Annotated in this window: 20 protein-coding genes; 5 read left to right on the top strand and 15 right to left on the bottom strand. The window is 69.9% G+C overall.

The features are described from left to right. Positions 1–2: 2 nt before the first annotated feature. Positions 3–764, bottom strand: a complete 762-nt coding sequence (locus tag L942_RS31270) for a DUF4239 domain-containing protein (protein ID WP_037367313.1) — start codon at positions 762–764, stop codon at positions 3–5. A gap of 514 nt (positions 765–1,278) precedes the next feature. Here L942_RS31270 and L942_RS31275 point away from each other — a divergent pair. Next, positions 1,279–2,301, top strand: coding sequence for a family 2 encapsulin nanocompartment cargo protein polyprenyl transferase (locus tag L942_RS31275; protein WP_037367314.1), 1,023 nt, complete (start codon positions 1,279–1,281; stop codon positions 2,299–2,301). A 417-nt stretch (positions 2,302–2,718) separates the two neighbouring features. Here L942_RS31275 and L942_RS31280 read toward each other — a convergent pair whose 3' ends face one another. The 6 genes from L942_RS31280 to L942_RS31305 form a co-directional block, all read right to left on the bottom strand. After that, positions 2,719–3,834, bottom strand: a complete 1,116-nt coding sequence (locus L942_RS31280) for a CapA family protein (RefSeq protein WP_440201349.1) — start codon at positions 3,832–3,834, stop codon at positions 2,719–2,721. A gap of 77 nt (positions 3,835–3,911) precedes the next feature. Beyond that, positions 3,912–5,231, bottom strand: coding sequence for a DNA polymerase IV (locus tag L942_RS31285; RefSeq protein WP_037367315.1), 1,320 nt, complete (start codon positions 5,229–5,231; stop codon positions 3,912–3,914). A gap of 1 nt (position 5,232) precedes the next feature. Further along, positions 5,233–5,538 carry a winged helix-turn-helix domain-containing protein gene (locus L942_RS31290; RefSeq protein WP_037367316.1) on the bottom strand — a complete coding sequence of 102 codons (306 nt, stop codon included), beginning with the start codon at positions 5,536–5,538 and terminating at the stop codon, positions 5,233–5,235. Beyond that, complete coding sequence (locus tag L942_RS31295) at positions 5,531–6,178, bottom strand: hypothetical protein (RefSeq protein WP_037367317.1); 648 nt, start codon at positions 6,176–6,178, stop codon at positions 5,531–5,533. Before L942_RS31295 ends, L942_RS31290 begins: the two co-directional genes overlap by 8 nt. Before the next feature lie 54 nt (positions 6,179–6,232). Continuing rightward, positions 6,233–6,967 (bottom strand): ABC transporter permease, encoded by a 735-nt coding sequence (locus L942_RS31300; protein ID WP_037367318.1) that lies wholly within the window; start codon positions 6,965–6,967, stop codon positions 6,233–6,235. Next, positions 6,964–7,866 (bottom strand): ABC transporter ATP-binding protein, encoded by a 903-nt coding sequence (locus L942_RS31305; protein ID WP_037367320.1) that lies wholly within the window; start codon positions 7,864–7,866, stop codon positions 6,964–6,966. The genes L942_RS31300 and L942_RS31305 overlap by 4 nt, the downstream gene beginning before the upstream one ends. A 283-nt stretch (positions 7,867–8,149) precedes the next feature. Here L942_RS31305 and L942_RS31310 point away from each other — a divergent pair, with 283 nt between their 5' ends. After that, on the top strand, positions 8,150–9,316 hold the full coding sequence (locus tag L942_RS31310; RefSeq protein WP_037367321.1) for a macrolide family glycosyltransferase: 1,167 nt from the start codon (positions 8,150–8,152) through the stop codon (positions 9,314–9,316). Here the strand turns inward: L942_RS31310 and L942_RS31315 are convergent. From L942_RS31315 to L942_RS31335, 5 genes are read right to left on the bottom strand one after another with little or no spacing between them, the layout of a single operon-like run. After that, the gene (locus L942_RS31315; RefSeq protein ID WP_051166369.1) at positions 9,276–10,160 is read right to left on the bottom strand and encodes an aminoglycoside phosphotransferase family protein; all 885 of its coding nucleotides are present in this window, start codon (positions 10,158–10,160) and stop codon (positions 9,276–9,278) included. The two genes, L942_RS31310 and L942_RS31315, sit on opposite strands and share 41 nt — an antisense overlap. Next, positions 10,157–11,884, bottom strand: coding sequence for an aminotransferase class V-fold PLP-dependent enzyme (locus tag L942_RS31320; RefSeq protein ID WP_037367322.1), 1,728 nt, complete (start codon positions 11,882–11,884; stop codon positions 10,157–10,159). The genes L942_RS31315 and L942_RS31320 overlap by 4 nt, the downstream gene beginning before the upstream one ends. Next, a complete protein-coding gene (locus tag L942_RS31325; protein WP_037367412.1) occupies positions 11,881–12,648 on the bottom strand; it encodes an amino acid ABC transporter ATP-binding protein in 768 nt (255 codons plus the stop codon). The genes L942_RS31320 and L942_RS31325 overlap by 4 nt, the downstream gene beginning before the upstream one ends. Then, complete coding sequence (locus L942_RS31330; protein ID WP_037367323.1) at positions 12,641–13,534, bottom strand: amino acid ABC transporter permease; 894 nt, start codon at positions 13,532–13,534, stop codon at positions 12,641–12,643. The genes L942_RS31325 and L942_RS31330 overlap by 8 nt, the downstream gene beginning before the upstream one ends. Continuing rightward, positions 13,521–14,471: an ABC transporter substrate-binding protein gene (locus L942_RS31335; RefSeq protein ID WP_037367324.1), complete on the bottom strand. Its 951-nt coding sequence runs from the start codon at positions 14,469–14,471 to the stop codon at positions 13,521–13,523. The genes L942_RS31330 and L942_RS31335 overlap by 14 nt, the downstream gene beginning before the upstream one ends. Positions 14,472–14,570: 99 nt before the next feature. Here L942_RS31335 and L942_RS31340 point away from each other — a divergent pair, with 99 nt between their 5' ends. Further along, positions 14,571–14,957, top strand: a complete 387-nt coding sequence (locus tag L942_RS31340; protein ID WP_037367325.1) for a pyridoxamine 5'-phosphate oxidase family protein — start codon at positions 14,571–14,573, stop codon at positions 14,955–14,957. Between the two features lie 500 nt (positions 14,958–15,457). Here L942_RS31340 and L942_RS31345 read toward each other — a convergent pair whose 3' ends face one another. From L942_RS31345 to L942_RS31355, 3 genes are all read right to left on the bottom strand, one after another. After that, positions 15,458–16,657, bottom strand: coding sequence for a GTPase (locus tag L942_RS31345; protein WP_037367326.1), 1,200 nt, complete (start codon positions 16,655–16,657; stop codon positions 15,458–15,460). Positions 16,658–17,026: 369 nt separating this feature from the next. Continuing rightward, positions 17,027–18,799 (bottom strand): dynamin family protein, encoded by a 1,773-nt coding sequence (locus L942_RS31350; protein WP_037367327.1) that lies wholly within the window; start codon positions 18,797–18,799, stop codon positions 17,027–17,029. A gap of 97 nt (positions 18,800–18,896) precedes the next feature. Continuing rightward, the gene (locus tag L942_RS31355; RefSeq protein WP_037367329.1) at positions 18,897–20,207 is read right to left on the bottom strand and encodes an IniB N-terminal domain-containing protein; all 1,311 of its coding nucleotides are present in this window, start codon (positions 20,205–20,207) and stop codon (positions 18,897–18,899) included. 304 nt (positions 20,208–20,511) lie between these two features. Here L942_RS31355 and L942_RS31360 point away from each other — a divergent pair, with 304 nt between their 5' ends. Both L942_RS31360 and L942_RS31365 read left to right on the top strand, forming a co-directional pair. Next, the gene (locus L942_RS31360) at positions 20,512–21,654 is read left to right on the top strand and encodes a molecular chaperone DnaK (RefSeq protein ID WP_037367331.1); all 1,143 of its coding nucleotides are present in this window, start codon (positions 20,512–20,514) and stop codon (positions 21,652–21,654) included. Beyond that, positions 21,651–24,314 (top strand): helix-turn-helix transcriptional regulator, encoded by a 2,664-nt coding sequence (locus L942_RS31365; RefSeq protein WP_037367333.1) that lies wholly within the window; start codon positions 21,651–21,653, stop codon positions 24,312–24,314. The genes L942_RS31360 and L942_RS31365 overlap by 4 nt, the downstream gene beginning before the upstream one ends. The last annotated feature ends 11 nt before the right edge of the window (positions 24,315–24,325 follow it).

The following is a 24,325-nucleotide window of genomic DNA, read 5'->3' on the forward strand; positions in this document are numbered from 1 at the left end:
GGTCAGCCGAGCCGCGAGATCGCCGTGGTGAACGCGTCCGGATGCACGTTCGCGCCGCCGGCATAAGGGTTCTGCAGCTGGAAAATCGCATACAGCAGCAGGACGATCGTCCCCGCCAGCGTCGACACGATCACCAGATGCGCGGCCATCCGCGTGCCGCCGAAGAGGTTCGGCAAGAGGATCGAGATGACGCTGCCGAGAATGAGCGCGAACCACATGACCGAGCCGACGCCGTCGGTTTCCGCGCCGGTGATCCGGGTCTGCCGGGCCTGGTAGACCTGCCAGAGCTGGGCGGCGGCGTCCTTCTTGCGGTCGTTCGTCCAGTCGTCGCCGGCCTGCGCGCCGGCGACCACGCGGCGCATCTGGTCGAGCTGGGTCCAGCCGGTGTCCGGGATCGGGCCGTCGTCGACGAGCCGGGGCCGTTCCTGCTTCGACACCGTCGTCGCGTACGCGATCGCGAGGCGCCGCACCTGCTCGCCGGTGTCGCCGGGCAGCGCCTCCGCCGACCAGGTGGCGGCGACCAGGCCCTCCGCCTCGGTGTAGGAACCCTCGCGCGTGGCCGTGACGGCGTCGAAGAGCGAGATGAGCACGAAGGCGACCAGCACCGCGTGCAGCCCGCCGACGATGGTGAACACCTGGCCGGCGGCGTCGTTGTTGTCGCGGCGGCCCTCGTCCCAGCCGAAGCGCCGGACGAGATACCCGATCACCGCGGCCGCGATCGCCGCGCCGACGACCCAGAACACCCCGGTCACGTAGACGTTCATCCGGTTCCTTTCGCGCGGGGAAATACGCTGGCCGACGCTATCCAGCCGATTCCGGAACGGACAACGGAGAAACCCGCGATTCAGCCGGGTGGCCGTCCGGGGCCAGCGCGGTTCGCCGGATCGGAGCAGCGCGCGGTTTCCGGGTTCCCGCGATTGCTCTTGCTTCCCAGGGAAAAGGCCTCGGATACCGGTCGCGCGTCCCCGACCGGGTTACGGCAGCCGACCCACCGTGACGCGTTTCTGGTTGTCAGCCGGACAACAGCACCGGCGATGTCCGAAAAGGAGCTTCGGCAAACAGGTGAATCGGAGGCGGTTACCCTATCGAGTGATTGTCGGGATGATCCGCCTTGCTATGTTGATGCGCGGCACCGCTTACGAATCGCATTCCTCTCCGGAAAACACCGCACCGCCGTGTTCCGCCGTTTTCGACGTTAGGTGGTTTCGCAGTGATCGTCCCGATCCCGTCCGCACTGTCCACTGTGGCCGCCGCGCTGCGTCCGGAAGCGGAAAACCGGTGACCGCGCTGGACGCCCGCACCGGGGCCCGCTCGGTGGCCGAGGTGCTGGAATGGAGCCGCGGCCGCTGGGAACCGGCGATGCGGTCGGCGGTGGACCGGCTGCCCGGGTCGATGCGCCGGATCGCCGGCTACCACCTCGGCTGGTGGGACGAAACCGGAACGCCGACGACCGCGTCCGGCGGCAAAGCCCTGCGCCCCGCGCTGGTGCTGCTGTGCGCGGAGGCCTGCGGAGGTGACCCGGTGGACGCGATCCCCGCCGCGGTGGCCGTAGAACTGGCGCACAACTTCTCTTTGCTGCACGACGACGTCATGGACGGCGACCGCACCCGGCGCCACCGGCCCACCGCGTGGACCGTGTTCGGCACCGGACAGGCCGTCCTGGCCGGGGATTCCCTGCTCGCCCTGGCCTTCGACGTCCTGTCCGCGGACGGCCCAGCCGCCGCGCGCCTGCTGAGCACCGCGGTGCTGGACCTGCTGCACGGCCAGCACGAGGACCTGGCGTTCGAACAGCGGACGGACGTCGAAGTGGCGGAATGCGTCCGAATGGCCCAGGGCAAAACAGCGGCGCTGCTCAGCGCGGCGTGCACGCTCGGCGTGCTGGTCGTCGGCGGCCGCGGCGAGCACGTCGAACGCTTTGGCCGCTTCGGCCGGTCGCTAGGCCTGGCCTTCCAACACGTCGACGACCTCCTAGGCATCTGGGGCGACCCGGCCGTCACCGGCAAGCCGGTCTACTCGGACCTGCGCAGCCGCAAAAAATCCCTCCCGGTCGTCGCGGCGCTCACGTCGGGCACGTCCGCCGGACAGGAACTGGCGATGCTGTACCGGCAGCCCCTGCCGGACAGTTGCCTCGCCCAAGCCGCCGCCCTGATCGACGAAGCCGGCGGCCGCTCATGGAGCCACACCCAGGCGGACGAGTTGCTCACCGACGCGTTGACCGCCCTGACCGCCGCCAACCCAGCCCCACGCGCGACAGCCGAGCTGACCGCACTGGCTCAGCTCATCGCCCGCCGGGACCACTGACCCGGACGGTCGCCCTGGGCGATCGCCCTGGGCAACCGTCCGCTCAGGACGAACGTCTGGCCCTGGCGACAGCCCCCACCAGGCCGCGGCTTGCCCACGCGCGCGGAGGCTCAACCAGGGCGTCCGCCCAGGGCGATCGCCCAACCCACCCCCGGCGAACGCCCAACCAGGACAACCGCCCAGGGCAATCGCCCGCCCCGCGGCAACCGCCCAGCCAGCGTCATGGCCAGGGCGGTCGTCTGCCCTGAACAACCGCCCGAGCCACCCGACCATCCGAACCGGGCGAACGCCCGACCAAGACGGTCACCTGCCCAGGGCACTCGCCCTGATCCCGCCACCAGCCCCGAACACAGGCGGCCAAATCACCTCACCGCGACCTTCGAGACCCAGAAAAGGCCCCACCAGACCCCAGCCCGGTCACCGCCCCGCGCGGCTCAACCCGTCCTCCCCCGCGCCCCGGGACAGCACCACCTCGTCGGTATTCGCAAGCGCTTCTGTCCCCCGCTGGCTCGGCGGCGCGGCCGTCAGGTCCCGCAATCGGATCGGCGGCCCGAGGTCGATCAGCGTCGGCACGTACTCCGCCCGGTCCACCGCCCACTTCCCGCCGGCCCGGCTGAACCGGAACCGTGCCGCGACCCCCTCCTCGGTCGACCCGCGAGGTTCGTCGTGCCGCGCGACTTCATTGCCGAGCCCGAACGCCACCCACTTGCCGCCGACCTTCTGGAACGGCTGCACCACGTGCGCGTGATGCCCGACGATCAGGTCGAGATCCGGCGACGCTGTCAGCTTCTGCGCCAACTGTTTCTGCTCAGCCGTCACGTCATGCTGAAACTCGACCCCCCAATGCAGACTCGCGATCACGACCTCCGCCCCGGCCGCCTTCGCCTCGCGCGCCGCGGCGAGAATCTCGCCGGGGTCGATTTCGTTGGCCAGCCACGGTTTCCCGGCCGGCCGTTTGATCCCGTTGAACCCGAACGCGTAAGACAGCTGCGCGACCTTCACCCCGTGCACGTCGAGGAGCAGCGGTTTCCCCGCCTCCTCGGCCGAACGCGCCGAGCCGGTGTGCTTCAGCCCGGTCTGGTCGAGTTTGTCGAGCGTCCGCCGCACCCCCGCCGCGCCCTGGTCGAGCGTGTGGTTCGACGCGGTGGAGCAGGTGTCGTACCCGGTGTCCTTCAACGCGTCGGCGATCTCCGGCGGCGCGCTGAACGACGGATATCCGCGGTACGGACCGCCTTCCGGCGCGAGCGGCGTTTCGAGGTGGCAGATCCCCAGATCCGCGCGGGACACGAGCGGTTTGACCCCGGCGAACAGCTGCCGGTAGTCGATCTTCCCGCCGCCGTCCGTCTCCGCCTGCTCAGTGAGCCGCGGGTGGATCAGCACGTCGCCGGTCGCCACGACGGTGAACGAATCCGGCGAAGCAGCCGCCGACGACGTCCCGGGCGAGGACCGGTGCGGGGCTTCGCTCCCACACGCCGTCAGCATCAGCGCGACCCCGGCGAGGGCGGCGGCGCGGCGCATGTTCGTCATGATCATCCCCTTTGCCCGACTGCCGGCCCATCCTTCCGTATCACTCTTGTGGGTTAACACCCGGTTGTGACCAGGCAAAATGCTCAGGCCAGGCAGTCGGAGGGCTCTCCGCGAGTCAGCGCCGGGTCAGTCTGGTCGAACGTCCGCGCGACGCCCGGGCCGGAGCTGCGCGTCTCGAACCGCACCGTCACCCGGCCGTGCCCCGCGCCCTGCACCCAGCCGGTGCCGAACTCGGCATGGACGACGTCGTCGCCCGGCCGCCATCCCGACGACGACACCGGCGCGCTCCCTCCCGGCGACGGCGCCGAGGTGACCACCGGCGCGTCCGTCGCAGCAGGCACGGTCAAGCTGAACAACGCGTCCTGATGCGGCACCGAAAGCCCGCTGAACGCGACGCCCGCGAGCCGTACCCCACCGAATTCCTGCGGGTCGAGCAATAGCCGTTCTGCCGTAGCCGCAAGCTGTTCGAGGTCGTCGGTCGGCGACGCGGTGGTCTCGGAGCGGGTCACCGTGCTCATGTCCGTATGCCGAAGCTTGATCACGACTGTGCGCGCGACGCGTCCCGCCTTGACCAGCCGAGCGTGCGCGCCTGCCGCGATTTTCCTTACCTCAGCACGCAATCGGCCGAGATCGACCACATCGACGTCGAAGGTCGTCTCCGCGCTCACCTGCTTGGCCTCGCCCCGCTCCGCGACCGGGCGGTCGTCGAACCCGCTCGCCAGCCGCCGCAAGTCTCGACCGACCACGCCCCCGAGCGTCGACACCGCGTCCGGCTCCGGCAACGCCGCCAGTTCGCCCAAGGTGAGGACCCCGATCGTGCGCAGCTTCGCTTCCGCCACCGGTCCGATTCCCCACAACGCGCGTACCGGCAGCGGAGCCAGAAACTCGCGTTCGGTGCCCGGCAGCACGACGAGCAGCCCGTCCGGCTTCGCGCGGTCCGAACCGATTTTCGCGACCTGCTTGCCGGTCCCGGCGCCGATCGACGCGGTCAGCCCGGTCTCTTCCCGGATCCGCGCCCGCAGCTTCTCGGCCCATTCGGTCACCTGCTCGACCGACGCGCCAGCCAGCGCGGGCGGTTCGGCGAAGGCCTCGTCGAGCGAAATCCGTTCCAGCACCGGAGCGACTTCGCTGACGACGTCGAAAACCTGCTTGCTCAAGATCTCGTACAACCGGAACCGCGGCGGCAGCACGACGCCGCCCGCTGGAAGCAGCCGTCGAGCCTGGGACATCGGCATCGCCGAACGCACGCCGTACTCGCGGGATTCGTAGCTCGCCCCGGCGACGACGCCCCGGTGTCCGGTGCCGCCGACGACGACCGCGCGCCCGCGCAGCGTCGGCCGCGTGAGCTGCTCGGCGGAGGCGTAGAACGCGTCGAGGTCCAAGTGCACGACCCAGCGAGACATGTCAGGTTCCAGCGTCCAGGAGCCGGTGCAACGCCTTGGTGTAAGCGTCGAACGCGGCGCGGCCCTTGCTCGTGAGCCGCACCAGCGTGACCGGCGTGCGGTGTTCGTAAGCCTTGGTGATCTCGACGTACTCGGCGTCCTCGAGTTTGCGCAAGTGCGTCGAGAGGTTGCCAGCGGTCATCTCGAGCAGCTGCTGCAGCCGGGGAAAGGTGATCTGGTCGGCCGGCCGCAGCCCGGCGAGCGCGACCGTGACGCGCAACCGCGCCTGGGCGTGGATGACGGGATCCAGCTCCGGCAGGTCAGCCACGGGGCCGCACCACGTAGACCAGGGCGGCGACCGCGAATCCGCCGCCGCCGGCGAGCGAGAGGACGAGGAAGTTGCCGGGCACGCCGACCAGGACGCTCGCCCCGGCGCACACGATGATCCAGCCGCCGAGGAAGTACTGCCGCAGGTCCTGCCAGAGCGTCCCGCCAGCGAGGTAGAGCGCGCCGGTCAGCAGCAACGACGTGCCGGACCACAGCAGCGGAACGAGAGCGGAGCCCACCGGCATCAGCTTGGTGATCCGGATGTCGACCAGGCACATCCCGGCGAACGAGATCCCCCACGCCCAGCCGTACATCGCCCCGATCCGCCGCGACGGCCCGCGAATCCCGCGGCCGCCTTTGCTTCCGTGCCAAGCGGAGTAGACGATCGCGCCCACCATGAGCACCGCGACGACGATTCCCGCGACCCAGCCGGGCAGCAGCGCCGCCGACCGCTCGTCGGAGAGGTAGACGAGCCCCCAGCCGACGAGCCAGGCGAACGCCCAGACGCTGAACAGACGCGCCGGGCTGACTCGCAGCTCCCGGCGCGTCCGCTCGTTCTGCCGGGCGATGAGCTCGAGCGATTCCGCCGCGGACAGCGGCTCGCCCTCGTCCTCGACGGGGTCCCCCGCGTCGTTGTTCACCCCGGACCGCCCTTCCCCCGTACTGACCCCTCACGCAGCACGGAAGCTAACACGTCACGCGACCTTCACCGGGCCCAGCCGGAACCGCCGCACCACCACGAGCGCGGGCACGACCAGCCAAGCCGCCAGCACGCCCACCGCGAGACCGAGCCCGCCCGCGTGAGCCACCGGCATCGTGCCGACGCGGCCGAGCCAATACGTCGGGAAGAAATGCGCGACCACCGTCATCCATCGCGGCAGGAACGCGAGCGGCATCCACAGCCCGCCGAACACGCCGAGCGGCAACATCAACGCGCCGGTCATCGCCCCGACCGTGTCGCCTTTGCCGAACAGGCCCAGCAGCAGTCCGAGCACCGCGAACGGCAGCGCGCCCAGCCACAACGAGACCCCGCTGAGCAGCCATTGCGCCGCGGTGAGGTCCACTCCGCGCAACGCACCGCCGACGAAGACGACCAGGACCACCGGCAACGCCATCGCCATCGAGGACGCGATCTTCACCAGGAGGTAGTCGGGCCCGCGCATCGGCGTGAGCCTCAATTGCCGCTGCCAGCCGTCGGTCCGCTCGGTCGCCACGCGGGTGCCGGTGAACAACGCACCGCTCATCGCGCCGTACGCGCCCATGTTGATCATCGTGGTGACGTTCGCCTTGACGCCGTCCGCCCCGACCTGGTCGCCGAACAACCCGCCGAACAGAAGAAACATGCCGAGCGGGACCGCGATGGTGAACAGCGCGAACTGCGGGCTGCGGGCAATGCGCAGGATCTCCAGGCGCAAGTACACGAGGTTCATCGGAGTGCTCCCTGCGGCTCGTCGGAAGTGAGGGCGAGGAACGCTTCCTCCAGTCCCGCGGAGGTGATCTCGATGGAACTGGCCCGCGGAAAGGCCGCGAGCAGCGCGCGAATCGCCAGGTCGGAGTCGGTGCAGCCCAGTTCCGTACGATCGCCCTGTACGACTGCCCTGGCGACCCCGTCGAGCGCGGCGAGGTCTTCCGCGCGGGCGCCCGGTACGACTGCCCTGAGCACTCGCCCGGACACGTTCGCGCGCACCTCGTCGACCGGCCCGTCCGCGACGACCTTCCCGTGCCGCATCAACACGACGCGATCCGCGTAGTCCTCCGCCTCGGCGAGGTAATGCGTCGCGAAGAGCACGGTCCGCCCGCTCACGGTGAACTCACGCATCGACGCCCAGAACTCGCGCCGGGCGTCGACGTCCAGCGCCGCCGTCGGCTCGTCGAGCACCAGCAACTCCGGATCGCCGGCGAGCGCGAGCGCGTACCGGACCCGCTGAAGCTGCCCGCCGGACAGCTTCCCGCACCGCCGCCCGGCGAACTCCCCGATCCCCGCCCGCGCGTAAACCTCCTTGGCCGGCAACGGATTTTCGAACATCGACCGATGCAACTCGACCAGCTCGGCCGGCGTGACATCCCGCAGCAGGAACCCGTTCTGCACCATCGCCGCGAGCCGCCCGGAGTCCAGCGCCGCCCGAGGCGCACCGCCGAACACCCGCACGCTTCCCTCGTCCGGCGAGGTCAGCCCCAGCAGCAGGTCGATCGTGGTCGACTTGCCCGCGCCGTTCGGTCCCAGCAATGCGACAACCTCGCCCCGCCGCACCGTCACCGACACCCCGTCGACCGCGCGGACCTGCTTGAACTGCTTCACCAGGCCGGTCAGCCTGAACGCTTCCGTCATCTCGTCCCCCAGTGCTCGCCGTCTTGGACTTTGTAACACAAAGTTGGTTGCGTTGAAAAGTGGTGTGCGCTGCCGAGACATTCGGCGCGACGGACCCGTACCGGCTATGCCCGGTTAATCCGGTTGCTCCCCGCCGCCACCCGCACTACCGTCAGACTCATGATGATCTTCGCCCGCTGCCGCCTGTTCTGATCCCGGCATGACTTTCCGGGCCGCCCGCCGTCGGGCGGCCCCCGCTCTGCGTGCCGGACCGCATCTCGTCCGGAAAGGACGCTTTCGCCTCATGGGCAAGCACATCGTCATGGTCGGCTGCTCCGCGCCGAGCCACGTCTATCCGTCACTGGGGATCATCCGCGAACTGGTGCGGCGCGGGCACCGGGTCAGCTACGTCGTGGGCGAACCGCTCGCCGAACTGGTCGAAGCGACCGGCGCGGACGTCGTCGCGCATCCCACGATCTTCCCGCTCGGGCCGGACGCGCAATGGCCGGAAGACCCGGCCGCGGCGATGCGCGTCTTCCTCGACGAAGCGATCGCGATCCACCCGCGGCTGCTGGAAACCTTCGACCAGGACCGTCCCGACCTGCTGCTCTACGACATCGGCGGCCTCGGCGCCCCGCTGCTCGGCCTCCGCTACGACGTGCCCGCGGTGCAGCTCTCGCCCACCTACGTCGCCTGGGACGGCTACGAGGAAGAACTCGCCGAAGTCCTCAAACCGATCCGCACCTCACCGTCCGGAGTGGACTATCACCGGGCGTTCACCGAATGGCTGGCGGAAAACGGGGTCGCCGAAGACGCCTGGACGTGGCTCGCGCGACCGGTGCCGACCCTGTCCCTGATCCCGCGCGCGATGCAGCCGAACGCCGACCGGGTACCGGAAGACCGCGTCCAATTCGTCGGCCCGTGCCTCGACCCGGCGCGCGAGGCGGAGCACTGGACGCCGCCGGCCGACGGCAAACCCGTGCTGCTCGTGTCGTTCGGCACCGCGTACAACGACCAACTGGACATCTACCGGTACTGCGGCACCGAATTCGAGGACTGGCACGTCGTGCTGGCCATCGGCAAGCACGTCTCAAAGAACGAACTCGGCCCGCTGCCGAAGTCGGTCGAGGTGCACGAAACAGTGCCACAGCTGGCAATTCTCGACGTCGCGTCCGCCTTCATCACGCACGCCGGCATGGGCGGCTGCACGGAAGCCCTGTGGTACGGCGTCCCGACGGTCGCTATCCCGCAAGCCGTCGACCAGTTCGGCAATGCCACGCAGTTGGAGGCTTTGGGGGTCGGCAAGCATCTGCCCGCGGACCAGGTGACCGCCAAGTCGCTCCGCGAAGCCGTCGAGGAGGTCAGCAGTTCGCCGGACGTGGCCGCGAGGTTGGCCAAGCTGCGCGCGGAAATCCGCGCCAACGGCGGAATCACCGCAGCTGCGGACGCGGTGGAGAGGTTCCTGAAATGAGCGAAAGCAGCACGCCGCGGTCGAACCATTCGCCGCCGGTGTGTTCCTGGTGCAGGTAGGCACTGACCGCCCGGGCCTGGCAGCATCGCGCCGCCAGTCCCGGGTCTATCTGTGCGGCAAGGGAAAACCGCGTGATCAACGCGGCAAGATCGCTTCGGCGGGCCCTTGCGACCACGGTGAACGCGTCGAACGCCGCTGTCCCGCGCCACCCGACCGGATCAATCGCCAGCCACGGTTCCCGCCGCGCGCGCAGCACATTTCCGAAGTGCAAGTCGGCGTGAAGCATCGTGGTGGTCCGGTCGTCGGCGAGATGCGTGATCAGCTCGCGCGCTTGGTCGACCGCCCGGGCCGGCAGCAGCCCCGGCTCCGCCTGCTGCTCCAACTGGGCAAGCCACGGTTCGGCGGTCGAAGAGAGAGACCGGGTGCCGACGGGCGCGGGCACCGCCAGCCGGCGGGCCAGCTCACCGGCGATCTCGGTCGCTTCCTCTGCCCGAACTGTTTCCAGCGTCGCGGGACCGACGCGTTCGAGCAAGAGCGTGCTGCCGTCCTCGGAAGCCGCCAGCAGCCGCACGACCCCGGCACCGGCGAAATGCTTCAACGCCGCCGATTCCTCAGCACAACGCCGATGGGGAAACGAAACCTTGAGCGCGGCCGCGTGCCCGGCGCGTTCGACCGGCAGCACCAACGCTGTCTCCCCGTGCAGCGGAGCTCCCGCGATCCGACACCCCCACCGCGCGCAGGCCGCCGCGACCAGCTCGGGCAGTTGCCCCAGCCACGCCTCGCCCGCGGCACCCTCGCGCCGCCGCACTGCCGTCGCCAGCTTCGGCGGAACGGTGATGTTCATCCAGCCCGGATCTCGTTGAGGTAGTTGTAAATCGTGTACCTCGTGACCTCGAGCTGCCCGGCCAGATGGTCCACCGCGTCCTTGATCAGGAAGTACCCGGCCTCGTCCAGCTCGCGGACCACCGCCGCCTTGTGCCGTTTCTTCATCAGCTCCACCGGGATCCCCGACTTCCCGATCGCGCGTCCGACGAGGAACCGCTGCAGGCTGTCGACGTCCGGCAGGAACGTCTCCTCCCGCCGTTCCTCCGAAGTCTGCGCCGTCGCGGGCAGTTCGCTGTTCACGCACAGGCAGCCGATCGCCGTGCCCTCGGCGTCGCGCAGAAACAGCGTGGACGAACGGATCTCGCGACCGTCCGGGCTGTGCGTGCGGTAGTTGGTCAGGTCCTGCGTCGTGCCGCGCCGGACGAGCCCGAGCAGCAGATCCGTCATCGGCCCGCCGACCGAGCGGCCGGTGAGCTCCCCCGCGATCGCGACGATCGAGTCCGGCAGCCGCGACAGGTCGTGCAGCAGCACCTCGTTGCCCGGCCCGAGCATCGCGGCCAGTCCGTCCACCGCCGGGATCAGCGCGGTCAGCAGCTCGTGCGTCGCCGTGCCGGAAGCCGAGGCGACCGGCACGACCCGGCGGGGCCGAAGCAGCTTTTCCAACGCGTCCCGTACCAGGTCGGCAGCCGCCGCCGGGGTCGACGCGTGCGGCGACAACCGGACGTGTTCCGGACGCACCGTCGCCGCGATCCCCGCCGCGGTCAACGCCGCCCCGACCTGCTCGGCCGGCTTGCCTGGCACCGAAAACGCGAGAATCCCGGCCCGCCGCTCAGTCGCCGACACGATCTCCGCGCCGAACGAGCGCAGCACGTCCTCCAGTTCGCCCACGCGTTCGTTGATCCGGTCCGCGATCGCCGCGACGCCGGTTTCCTCGACCAGTTCGAGCGCCGCCGCGAACGCACCGGACGTGACCGGGCTGAGGTTCGAGATCGACCAGCTCGCCGCGGTCGGGTCGGCCGGGTGGATCTCGTTGTCGAACAGACCGGGGTCGCGCGCGCCGGTCCAGCCGGACAGGATCGGGTCCATCCGTGCCAGTGCCCGGTCGGACAGCACCGCGAACCCGGTGCCCCAGCCCGCCCGCAGCCACTTCTGCCCGCCGACCACGAGCACGTCGGCGACCTCCCACGGCGCGTCGACGACCCCGAAGCCCTGGATTCCGTCGACCACCAGCAGCCGGTCGCCCACCACCTCGCGCAACGCGGCGAGATCGGCCCGGTACCCGGTGCGGAAGTCGACCGCACTCACCGAAACGACAGTGGTTTCCGGCGTCAGCGCGTCCGCGAGCCGGTCCGCGGTGACGTAACCGCCTTCCAGCCGCCGCATCCGCACCCGTCCGGCCTGTTCGGCGCGCGCCCACGGGTACGTGTTGGCCGGGAATTCCGCGGCTGACACGAGCACTTCGCCACGACTGTTGAACGCCGCCTGGAACAAGCCGAGGCTCGTGTGCGGGAGCAGCACGGTGTGGTCGGTGTCGCTGCCGCAGAGCCGCGCGGCCGCCGCCTTCGCCCGGATCTCCTGCCGCATCAGTTCGTCCACAGTGGACGGACCGGCCTTGGTCGTCGCCTCGAGCAGCCGCGCGGTGGTGTCGAGCACGGCGTGCGACGGCGGCCCGAACCGCGCGAAATCCAGGTAGCCCGCGGGCTCGTCGAACTGGAGCAGGTACCGGGGCGGGATCCGGGTCACGAGAGGACCCGCGCGAGGAACTGCCGCGTCCGCTCGTGGTCCGGGGACTTCAGCACCCGCTCCGGCGGCCCGGTTTCGACCACCGCGCCGTCGGCGAGGAACACCACCTCGTCGGCGGCCTCCGCGGCGAAGGCCATCTCGTGCGTCACGACCACCATCGTCATCCCCTCCCGAGCCAACGTACCCATCACCGCGAGCACCTCCCCGACCAGCTCCGGGTCCAGCGCCGACGTCGGCTCGTCGAACAGCATGAGCTTCGGCTTCATCGCGAGCGACCGGGCGATCGCGACGCGCTGCTGCTGCCCGCCGGACAGTTGCCCTGGGTAAGCGCCCGCTCGGTCCGCCAGCCCGACCCGGTCGAGCAGGTCCAGCGCCTCTTTCCGGGCCTTTTCCGGGTCGGCGCCGAGCACTCGCACCGGCCCCTCGACCACGTTCTCCAGCGCGGTCCGGTGCCCGAACAGGTTGAACCGCTGGAAAACCATGCCGATGTCCCGGCGCTGCCGTGCGACGTCCTTCTCCCGCAGCTCGTACAGCTTCCCGCCGCGGAGCTTGAACCCGATCGGCTCGCCGTCCACCCAGACCTGGCCGCCGTCGATCGTCTCGAGATGGTTGAGACAGCGCAGGAACGTGCTCTTCCCCGCTCCCGACGGCCCGAGCAGGCAGACCACCTGTCCCCTGCGGACCTCCAGGTCGATTCCCTTGAGCACCTCGGTGTGCCCGTAGTTCTTCCGGACCCCGACAGCTTTCAGCAGCGGCTCAGACACGGGCACCCCGCACCATCGGTATCCCCTTGAGGGCTTTGCCCGCGCGCACCGCCGGGCTCCGGTCCGCCGCCCCGAACGAGCGTTCCAGGTAGTGCTGCCCGACCCCGGCCACGGTTACCACGACCAGGTACCAGATCGCCGCCGCGATCAGCGTCTCCATCACCAGCAGGTTGTTGGACGAGATGTTGTTGGCCGCGTGGATCAGCTCGGTCACGCCGATCACCGACGCCATCGACGTGCCCTTGAGCATGTTGATGAAGTCGTTGCCGGTCGGCGGGATGATCACGCGCATCGCCTGCGGCAGCACGACCCGGCGCAGCGTCGCGCCCGGCGTCATGCCGATGGATTTCGCCGCCTCGGTCTGCCCGGCGTCGACGCTGGTGAGCCCGGCGCGGACGATCTCTGCCATGTACGCGCTTTCGTTCAGCGCCAGTCCGAGCAGCGCCGCGGTGAAGGCGCTGATCAGCACGTTGGTCGGCTCGTGGACGAGGTAGCCGCCGAACGGCAGCGGGATCGAGACGGTCGGGAAGATCAGCGCGAGGTTGTACCAGATCAGGATCTGCAACAGCACCGGAAGCCCGCGGAACAGCCAGATGTAGGCCGCCGCGAACCACTTCGCGACGGGGTTGGCACTGAGCCGCAGCAACGCGATCAGGATGCCGAGCACGATCGCGATCGCCTGCGCGATCACCGCGAGCACGACGGTGTTGAGCAGCCCGAGCGCCATCACGCGGTAGAAGACGAAGTCAGGTACCGACCCCCAGTCGATCTGCGCCTGCGCGAACGCGAAACCCAGCAGCACCAGCAGTGCGACGAGCACCGCCGCGCTGACCCAGCGACCCCAATGCCGCAGCCGGACGATCGGCAGCGGTTCAGCTTCCGCCATTGACGGCCGCCTCCTTGATCGCGCCCTGCTCGACGCCCCAGGACTGCAGGATCTTGCCGTACGTCCCGTCGGTCACGAGCGATTGCAACGCCTGTTTGACGGCGTCGCGCAGTTTCGAGTTGTTCTTCGCAAAGCCCATCCCGTACCGCCCGCCTTCGATCGGCTGGCCCGGCACGACCTCGAAGAACTTGCCGTCGCCCGCGGTGCGCGAGATGTAGACCGCGCTCGGCAGGTCGTTGAGAATCGCCGCGACGCGCCCGGTGCGCAGCTGGTTCTGGTTCTGGTTGTCGCTGTCGGTCGCGGTGACCGTGATCGCCGGCTTGCCCGCCTGAGTGCATTTCGCGCTCTGCGCGGCGGCGAACTTCTGGTGGCTGGTGCCCTGCACGACCGCCACGTTCTTGCCGCACAACGTGTCCGGCCCGGTGATGCCGTCCGGGTTGCCCTTGCGGATCATGATCGTGATGCCGGACGAGAAGTAGTCGACGAAGTCGATCTGTTGCTGACGTTCCTTGGTGTCGTTCATCGCGGCCATGGTCAGGTCGACCCGGCCGGACTGCAGGCTCGTGATCAACGAACCGAACGCGAGGTCCTGGTACGCGACGGTGACCCCGAGCTTCGCCCCGACGGCCTTGGCCAGATCGACCTCGTAGCCGATCGGCGTCTTGCCGTCGGCCGCGTAGAAGTTGTTCGGCGCCGACTGGATATTGGACGCCAACCGCAACGTCTTGGCTTGCGCGACGGCCGGCGGCAACGCTCCGGCGAGCTGTGGGTCGGCCTTGATCGCCCCGAGCAACGCGGTGTTGTCCGGAACAGCGCTCGGCTTCTGTTGCTGCTGCCCGCCGCCGGCGCCGTCTGGGCCGCCTCCACAGGCGGTGGCGAACGCGAGCAGGCCGCCCAGCAGAGCGACCTGCCAGGCACGGGAACGAGGCGACGACATGCGGATCCTCCAGGACGTCGTTGGTTCCGCGGGACGCTACAACTGGTTGTTTAATAGGTCAACAAGCAGTTGAAATTTTGTCTCGTCTAGCGTGCGGACATGACAGTCGACGAGAGCTTCCGCCAGTTCTGGACCGAACGGCGGCTCGCGTCGCTCACGACGGTGCGCCCCAACGGATCGCCGCACGTGGTCGCGGTAGGCGTGACGGTCGACTTCGAACAAGGCATCGCCCGCGTGATCGCCTCCGGGACCTCCTACAAGGCCCGCCTCATCCGCGCCGCCGGCGATGTCGGACTGGCCGCCGCGGTGTGCCAGTTCGAGGGCCGCACCTGGTCCACATTGGAAGGACGGATCCGCCTCCTCGACGACGCCGCTTCAGTCCGCGACGCCGAGGACCGCTACGCCCAGCGGTACCGGAAACCGCGCGAGAACCCGCAGCGAGTCGTCTTGGAACTCACCATCGGACGGGTGCTGGGCAACGCCTGAGCTTCCGCGGTCTGGTCGATCGCCCTGGGCAGTCGCCCTGGTCAGTCGCCCTGGTGAATCGCCCCGGTCAGTCGTCTTGCTCGACGCCCTGGCCAACTGCCTGGGTCAGTCGCCCTGATCGGTCGCCCTGCGCAGACGTCCTGTTCAGTTGCCTCGGCCATCCGCCCCGGACGATCGCCCGGAATGCATGAGTCGCCAAGACCTCGGCCGTTCCCCTCGGGCGGCTGCCCTGGTCGATCGCCCCGGCCGCCTGCCCCGTCCGGCTGTCCCGATCAGTTGTCTCGGCCAAGCGTCCCGGACGATCGCCCTGTACGTCCGCCCTGTGCATCTGCCCTGATCAGCGGCTCCTGCAGAAACCCGCTCGATCGCCCGGACGAGCTTGTCCCCCTGAGTTGCGACCCCAGCCAATCGCCTTGGCCAACCGCCCGCACGGGCACCAAGCTCAGCAGTCCCACCGCGCAACCACGAGTCCCGGGCAATCGCCCAGGACGACTGCCCGGTCACACGAACTGCGCCAGCAACCCTTCCGCACTGCGCACCACGACCTGCGCCGCAGCCCGCTCCGCCACCGTGCGGTCCGGCCGTTCCGCCTCGTGCCGCCAGCGCATCACCGCGTCCAGCCCGGCTTCGTACATCTCGCGCGGATCGGTGCCCTCCGCGAGTCCGAGCCGCTCCTCCGACGCCGTCCCCTCCGCGCCGAGCAACCGCACGGCCTCCTCCGCCGACTCCCCCGCCAACGCCGTGCGCCCGCCACGAATGTCCGCGATCAGTCGCAACTCGCGGAAGTCGTGCGCACTAGCCGAAAACCGCTCAACCCGCGCCGCAAGCCGATCACTGTGCGGTCGCGGCTCCGCGTTCAACACGGTCTCCAGCCGGATCAACGCCGTCCGCGCGCGCAACGCGTCCGCACGCGCAGCGAAACAACCCGCGATCGTGTCGCGAAGCTCGCCTAGGCCGCTACGCCGTACGAGTTCCGCCGACAGCTTCACTCGGTCGTCACAACCCGTACGGATCAGCGTCAGCGCGAGCTTCACCCCGTACAGCCCGAAGCGCACCACCAACGACCGTCGCGTCTCGACCGACACGGGTCCCGGAAACGCCGGATCAGTAAAGGTATCCACCGAAAGCAGATACCGCTCCAACTCCTCGCGAGGCACCGCCGCGAAAGCCGCGAGAAGCTCGAACTCATCATCGGTGAACGCGCGCGCCCCGTACGCAAGCTGCGCCGCAACCGCGATCACGCCTTGAAATCCGCTGCACAGCGGATCTTCGCGCCACGCCCGCCGAGCAATTTGCTTCGCGCTAAGCAGTGCGTCAATCCGCCCCGCGCCGGTCTCGTCCGCGCGCGCGAGCACAAGGATCGTGTCGACAGCCGTCTGCCGCGCGAACGCTGAAGGTGTTGCCGGACGTAGCGTTGCCAACTGGTCGGGCTCAAGGTGACGTAGCAGCTGTACAGACGCATCAGTGAGCGTCGACGGATGCGGCGCGTCGAGAAACTCCAGATCGCGCAACGCACGCGTCGGCCAATCCCCCAACGCGGCAGCCAAGGTGGACTTCCCCGTCCCCGCGGCTCCCCCGATGCTCACTCGAAGCGGCTCGTCGAGATGGTCAAGGGCTTCGCCGAGCAACGCCGAAGCCCTCGGACTGTCGCGGTAGTACGCACAAGCATCCACCAGAAGCGCCCGAACGTCCTCTACCACGCGCGACACCACTCCTCACTCGACTCACCCGGCACAGCCCCGAACATCCTCGACTACCCGGCACCACCGCGCTCACCGAATGCCCGAGTCCGCGATCACCAGCTCAACCGACGAACCACCCTCAACTGCCCAAGAACGGCATCTCCCCGACTGCCACACGTTCCAACACGCAGCACCACCTCCCGACTCAGCTCCCGCGCCCGGAGCAGGTCACCCCGCCGAACTCATCGATCAGCCCCACTGCATCGGGACCAAGCAAGCCCGTCTCAGCTCGCCGAAACGTCAACGCACCAAGACCAACTCGCTCCCACGATGCGGAAACCGCTCAGCCGCAGACAGTCGCCAAAACCGAAGCCCGCCGCGCCGGAGTCACGCAGACAGCTCCTTGGGTGCGCGGTTGGCCAGCATCCCCAGCTCGCCAGCCCGTTTGTGCAATCCCGCGAGCCGGTCGATCTCCCGCCGCAGCGCCGCACCGCGCCGCTCCCGCTCGGCCGACCCGGCGATGATCATCTCGCGTTCCCGGGTCAGCTCGTCGGCAAGACTGTCGGCAAGCTCGGTGAAGTGGTCCCGCAACCGCCGGTGCACGTGGCGGATCGCGTCGCGGCATTCCTTGCTGAACCGCAGGAACACGTCGTCGACGTGCCGTTGCGCGGTCATCTTGGCCACCGCCTGGCGACGTTGCAGCCGCATGCCGCCCTCGTCGCTGATCGTCTTCGCCGCGAACGCGACGCCGGCGCCGATCGACACCGGGTTGATCAACGGCAAGCCCGCCAACCCGGTCACCAGGCCGAACATCAGCACGCCGCCGTACGAACCGCGCAACCCGGTGAACGCCTTCTGCCCGATCTTGAACCGTTCGATCCGCGGTTGCCGCACCTCCGCGATCCGGTCCGCACCGGAGTCGGTCAAGGCCAGTTCCGGCAGGTCGTACTGCGCGCCGAAGCTCACCGCCACCGCCTGCGCGATCCACTCCGCGCGCTCGGCCGCGAACGTGTAGGTCGTCTCGACCGCTTCCGCGAGCGTGCTGTCCAGCCACGGCCCGAACTCGTCCCACACCTTGACCGGGTCCCCGCGGTCGAAGGTCTCGTCGATCGTCTCGACGATCTTCCGCGTGCGTTCGCGCAGGTCGTACTCCGCGTCGGACTGCAGGTCGGCGATCTCGTCCGCCAGCAGGTTCTGCCACCGGCTGTTGCGCCGCCGCAGCTCCTCGGCGCGACGTTGGGAGCGCTGCAGCAACGTCGCCTGGTCGACGCCTGCCTCCTGCCCCGCAGCTTCGGCGCGTGCCCGCAATGTCTGGACCAACTCGGCCGCCGCCGCGCGCACACTCACCGCGGCGAGCAGCGCTGCCGTGCTCTCCGCGGGCCGGGAAACCTGCGTCGCGATCCAGGAGAGCAGCTCCGGGAACCCGGAGCGCGCGTTGAGGTCTTGGTCACCGTCCTTGGCCGCGGCGAAACGAACCGTCGCGGACACCGGCAGCACCGGCGAATCGATCCCGGCCGCGGACAGCGCGGTGCGGTTCTGTTCGGCAACCGTGCGCCATCCGGGGCTGACGTCGATCTTGGTCAGTGCGACGACCACGTGCGGGCACCAGGTCCGGATGTGATGCGCCAACGCGAGCTCGGCCTGATCCAGTGGAGCGGCCGCGTCGGAAACGAGTATGACCGCGTCGGCGTCCGCGAGAACGTCCAGCGCGGCGGCGGTGCGCGGCGACCTCGGATCACCGATCGCCGGGGTGTCGATGAGCACCAAGCCCGCGGACAGCAAGTCGCGCGGGACCCCGACCTCGACCCGCCGCAGCGACCCGGCAGGCCGGGCACCGACCTCGCCGGTCAGCTTCTCGATCTCGACCGGGACGCGTTCGTCGGCGCGTCCGACGAGGGTCGCGCCGGGTTCGGCCGCGTACCCGACTTCGATCGGCACCGCGGGCGTCGCCGCGTCGCCGACCGGGCAGACCGGCGCGTTGAGCACCGCGTTGACCAGGTAGCCCTTGCCTTGCTTGGGAAATCCGAGCACGGCGACCCGCGTGCCCCCCGGCGGCCGGTCCTGACGCCGGCGAAGGCGTTGCGCCAGGTCTTCGCGGCCGTGCGTCCGGCAGGCATCCGCGGTCTCGGCGAGCACTTCGAGCCAAGCTGGAGCCGTCACGGCGAACCAGTGTCCCCCGTGTACGGGGAGTATCCGAACCGGGTGGTGGCTCCGCGGTCGCACCCAGACCGCGGAGCCACTCCCGAATTACCCTCGCTCAGAGGGAAATGTGCAGCTCACCGCCGCCGTGCGGGGACTCCGCGCCGGCGTGCAGGTCGAGGCCGAGGCCCTGGTGCCCGAGGTCGGAAACCGTCGAGACGGTGTCGTGCACCATGCCGACGCCAGCGTCGGTCCCGGTGTGCGTCTCGTGGACCGCGTCGGAACGCTCGGAGTCGCCGTGCGACATGAGCGAGTGCGCCTGCTGGGTGACACCGTTCACAGCGTGGTTCAGCCCGTTGGCGCTGAGCGTGTTGCTCAGGCTGCCGACGTTCTCGGTGACAGTCCCGACCGTGTCGCTGACGTGCCCGGCGATCCCGCCGCCGGCCTCGGTCGCGTGGTCGGCGACCTGCGCGGCGGAGTTCGCGACCGGCAGGTCGCTGACGTTGACCGGCGAAGCCGCCGCCAGCTCGCCGCCGACGTGCTGCACCTGCGAGACGGCGCCGTCTGCCGCGGTGGCCGCCTGGCCGCTCGCCTGCGCGACAGCGTTGGAGTCCAGACCGCGGGCCAGGTCGTTGCCCAGGCCGAGCGCACTGGTCGGGTTCTGCGCGAGGGCGGTGACCGACGCGGCGGCGTTCTGCACGTCGCCGAGACCCGGCGCGGCGGGGAGCCCCGGCACCGACGGCAGCTCACCGGCGGACGGAAGCGCCGGAACCGCGCTGGCGACGTCGCCGACACCAGGCAGCGAACCGACGCCCGGAAGAGCACCGGCGCCCGGCAGCTCGCCAAGGCCCGGCAGCTGGCCGGCACCCGGCAGCTCGCCGAGACCCGGAACCGCCGGAAGGTCGCCAAGGCTCGGGAGTGCGCCTGCGGGCAGCGGCGAAGTGCCAGCCACCTCGCCGACGACGGGCAGGTCGCCGACGCCCGGGACCGCACCCGCGCCCGGCAGCTCGCCAAGACCCGGCAGCTCGCCCACGCCCGGCACCGCCGGCAGCTCGCCGAGCCCCGGAAGCGACGGGCCACCCGCGGACGCCTCCGCACCGCCAGCGGCCTCGCCGCTGGCCGAGGCGCTGCCGCCCGAGGCGCCGAGCGAAGCGGTGAGCGCCTGCAGCTGCTCGATCGCGCCCTGCGGGCCGTCGCCGAGCGCGGTGGTCAGGTCGCCCGCCTGGGGCAGCTGGCCGAGGGAGGCCAGGTGGTCCACTGGCACGTAGTCGAGCACCAGCGGCGCGACCTCGTTCACGTCGGCGGCGCTGATGTCGCCCAGCCCAGCAGCGGCCAGCGCGGCCTGCGGGTCCTGGCCGAAAGCGGCGAGCGCGGACGGGTCTTGGAGCAAGGTGAGCGTGAAGTCGTGCAGAGTCTGCACCGAATCCATGGGGGGATCTCCACTTGTAGTGATTACGGGGAAATGCCCGACCCTCCCCGGCCGGGCGTGGCGCCCAACGTAGGGACGGGGCACCCCCGCTCACATCGGGGTTTACACCCAGTCGCGCCTCGCTCAGCCGTTAGGGGGTCGATATGAGATCGTTAGGGAGTTAGGGGATCGGACACGCGGAACCCGGTTGGGTTAAATCCCACCCCACTCTTGCCCGTCTGACCCGAACGGGTGAGGATGCGTATCCGTTCAGTAAGTACGCCCCTTGGCCGAACCCTGACTGCGACGAAGGGAGGAAGCGGCGGTGCCCTACGTGCTCGGCATCGACCTCGGCGCTGCCCGGACCCACGCCGCGCTCCGCCGCAGGCAAGGTGACCGGTGGGACGATCCCGAGCCGTTGTGGCTGGGCGAGACCTCGCCGGCGACCGCGACCGCACTCTTCCTCGACGACGAGGGCTACCTGCTCACCGGCGACGCGGCGGCGCAGGCCGGTGCCGCCGCGCCGTCCCGGCTAGTGACCGGTTTCCACCGCCGCATCGGCGACGAGGTGCCGGTGTTCATCGGCAGCGAGCCGTTCACCCCGGAATCCCTGACGACCGTGTTCATCGAAGGCATCGTCGACGTCGCAGCCAGCCAGGCCGGTGGACCACCGCGTCAACTCGTCATCACCCATCCTGGTGACTGGGGCGGTTACCGACGGGACCTGCTGCGCCAATCGCTGGCGGAGTCCGGTTTCACCGCGGTCACCCTCGTTCCGAGCGCGGTCGCCGCTCTCTATGCCCACCTCCCGGAGCCCGGCGCGGGCGACCGGACGGCTGCGGTGTGCGAGTTCGGTCCGGGCGGGGTCACCGTCACCTTGGCGACCGCCTCGGGAGCCAGCGGCTGGATCAGCCGGAACAGCACTGAAGGCGTCGCACCGGGGGCCGCGATCACGACCGCGTTCGGCCTGGCGCAGGTGGCCAACGTCGCCCCCGAGTCGCTGGCCGGCATCGTGTTCTGCGGCGAACCCGGCCCGGGCGCTCGTCCCGGACGACTGCCCTGCCCGTTCTTCAGCGGCCCGCAGCCTGCGCACACGGCCGCGCTCGGCGCCGGGGTCCTCGCCAGTCAACGGGCGCGGCCTCTCGCGCGACGCGAAGCCCCCGCGCCCGAAACCACCTTGCTGCCACGGGTCGACCGCGAACCCGAACTTCCCGAGAGACCCGAGCGGCCGCCGGTGGAGATCACTCCATTCACGCTGCCGGAACCCGAGGGCGCTGCCAAACTGTTGCGTCGATGGCGACCGCTCGCCGCCGCGGCGGCAGTGCTGGCGATCAGCTCCTCGATCTTGATCGCGGTCCTCACGTCACACGAAGCGACCGCCGACAAGGAACCCGTTTCTCCCCGTCCCCCTGTCCTGAGCTCGTGCGCCCACCCAGCCACAGCTCCCTCCGGTGAAGGTCACTGTTGAACGCACTGCTGGCGAAAACCGGCACCGACGCCGTCCACCCCGCAGCCCGCCGCCTCCTCGAAGAACTCGCCGACGCCCCCGCCGCCCCAGTCCGGCTCGTGGTCGTCGCACCGGGCGGTTACGGCAAGACTGCCTTGCTGGGCGCCCTCGACCGCAGCTACCGGGAAGCGGGCGTCGAGGCCACCGTCGTCGACGACGCCGACCAGCTCGACGACGAAGACCTCACCAGGCTCACCATGCTCGCGGCCGCCAAAGAGGGACCGCTCGTGGTGGCACATCGTCCAAACCCTCGCGCGCAAGCGTTGCGGACGCTCGGCGAAACGCTGCTGCTGCCGCCGCTGACCGTTGACGAAGTCGGCAAGCTCGCGAAACGGCTCACCGGCCGCACCGCAGATGCCTCCGCCCTGCACGCCAGCACCGGCGGTGTCCCCCGCCTCGTTGAGCGAGTCGTCACTGCCCGCCTCGCTGACTTCCGCGCTGAGTTGGCCGCGCTGGACGATGACGTTCTCCGCTACCTCATCGCCGCCGAGGCCGGTGCTGCCCGCAACCTCGACCTGCTGTGTTCGTTGTTGGAGCGCACACCGGACGAACTCCCCGAAGTCGTCGACGGAGCCCGCGCGACGGGCCTCCTCGACGCCGAAGACAACCTCCTCCCGGCTGCCGCCGAAGCGGTGCGCGCTTACGGCCCGCCCGCCCGTCGCTTGGCGGTGCTGCAGCAACTCGTGGAGGCGCAGCTGACCCGGGGACTTCCCGTACTCGACCTCGCGACCTCCCTGCTCGACGCCGGCAGCTCCGGCGCGTCCGCCGCGGCCGCGTTCGCGACTGCGGCGAGCGAAGCACTCCCGACCGACCCAAAACACGCCGCACGACTCTTTGAAGCCGCAGCCGACGCCGGTGCCCGCGACGCCGCGACCACTACCGGCTGGGCCCGCGCCGCCGCTCTGTCCGGAGACTTGGACACCGCACTCCGCCTCGGCGACGGCATGCTGTCCGGCGAAGACCCCGAAGCGCGTGCCGCCGGTGCCGAGATCGCCGCGACAGTCCTGGCCCACCGTGGTGAACTGGCGCGCACTGCGGAGCTGTACCGCTGGGCCGCCGCCACGGACAGCTGGTCTCGTCAACATGCCGCCACTCCGCCAGCCAATGCTGGAGGCCATGACTCCGCCCAGCCAGGCGACAAAAACCCCGCTACTGCGGCAACGGGCCACCCGACGGCCAACTCGGCAAGTTCGCAAGGGTCCGCACTCTCCGACCAGGCGAACAGCGCCGGAACTCCCGCCGATCCCGTTTCCGCGGCACCGGCCGCCTCCGTTCCCGGGGGTGCTCCCTCGTTCTCGACGCCGCCCCAGCCAACTGGCGAAAGCTATCGCTGGGTCGGCCCCGGCGCGGTGGATGCGTTCGCCACGATCGCTCTCGTCGGAACCGGCCAAGCCGCCGATCAGCAAACTGTCGCCAACGTCCCGATGCCCGCAGTCGCGCCGACGTTGTTCGCCGGTGCCGCCGCACGAACAGCGAACGGGATCGTGGAATCGGTGCTCGGCTGCGGAACTGAAGCATTGCCAACGCTCGTCGGTGCGGCAGCAATGCTCGAACCAGCGGTCGGCGGTGCGCCGCTTCCGGACAGTCCGGCTGCGCTCGCCGCGCTCGCCGGTCTCCACGCAGGTGAACTCGCACTCGCGGAATCGGTGCTGGAACGCGCATTAGCCAGCGGCATCGGCGGCGACCTGCTTGCGACCCGACATCGGCTGTTGCTCGGCTGGGTCGCGATGACCGGCGGCCATCTCGCCGCCGCGACCGAACACCGGGACGCTGTCGCCGGCACCAAACTTGAAGCGCGCGACGAACTCTTCTTCGCGACGCTGGAACTCGGCCTCGCCCGGCGAGCTAGCGACCTGGTCGGGCTGCAACAGTCGTGGGAGCGGGCGTATCAAGCGTCCATGCGTCAACAAGTGGACTTGTTCACGCTGCTTCCATTGGGCGAGCTGGCAATCGCAGCCGCTCGCACCGGCGCGCACGCCAAACTGTCCCCGCGGCTCGAAGGTGCGCACGCCATGCTCGACCGGCTCGGCAATCCTCCTTTGTGGACGGTCTCGCTGTGCTGGCACGAGCTGCACGCCGCGATCACCACAGAAGACCGTGCCACCGCCGAACAGCAACTGGCAGCGCTGAACCGCTTCGCCGGTTGCGGCCGCTATCCGGCCGCGCTCGCTCGTGCCGCTGGATGCTGGCTCGCGGTGCTCGGCGGCGCGTTCGATCCCGGCGAGATCTCCGCAGCAGCCGCGGAACTTCACGAACTGGACCTGTGCTGGGACGCTGCCCGGCTGGCCGGCCAAGCCGCGATCCGCACCTCTGATCGCAAAGCGATGGTCCAGCTCCTCGAAGCGGCTCGGCAGTTCCAAGGCACGACCGGACGCCTCGAGTCAGCCGCACCGACACCAGGAGCGGCGACCGGCTTGAGCGCGCTCAGCGAACGCGAGCTCGAGGTCGCGCGTCTGGTGGTCGACGGCCTGACTTACAAACAAGCCGGAAGCAAGCTGTTCATTTCCGGCAAGACTGTCGAACACCACATGGCCCGCATCCGCGGCAAACTCGGTGCCGCAGACCGTCGCGAGTTGCTCGCGACCCTGCGCGAACTCCTCGCCAAACCGACTGCGCAGTGACTCGTGAACGG

Origin of the sequence: Amycolatopsis orientalis DSM 43388, assembly GCF_000411975.1 — a bacterium.
Classification (GTDB): Bacteria; Actinomycetota; Actinomycetes; order Mycobacteriales; family Pseudonocardiaceae; genus Amycolatopsis; species Amycolatopsis orientalis_D.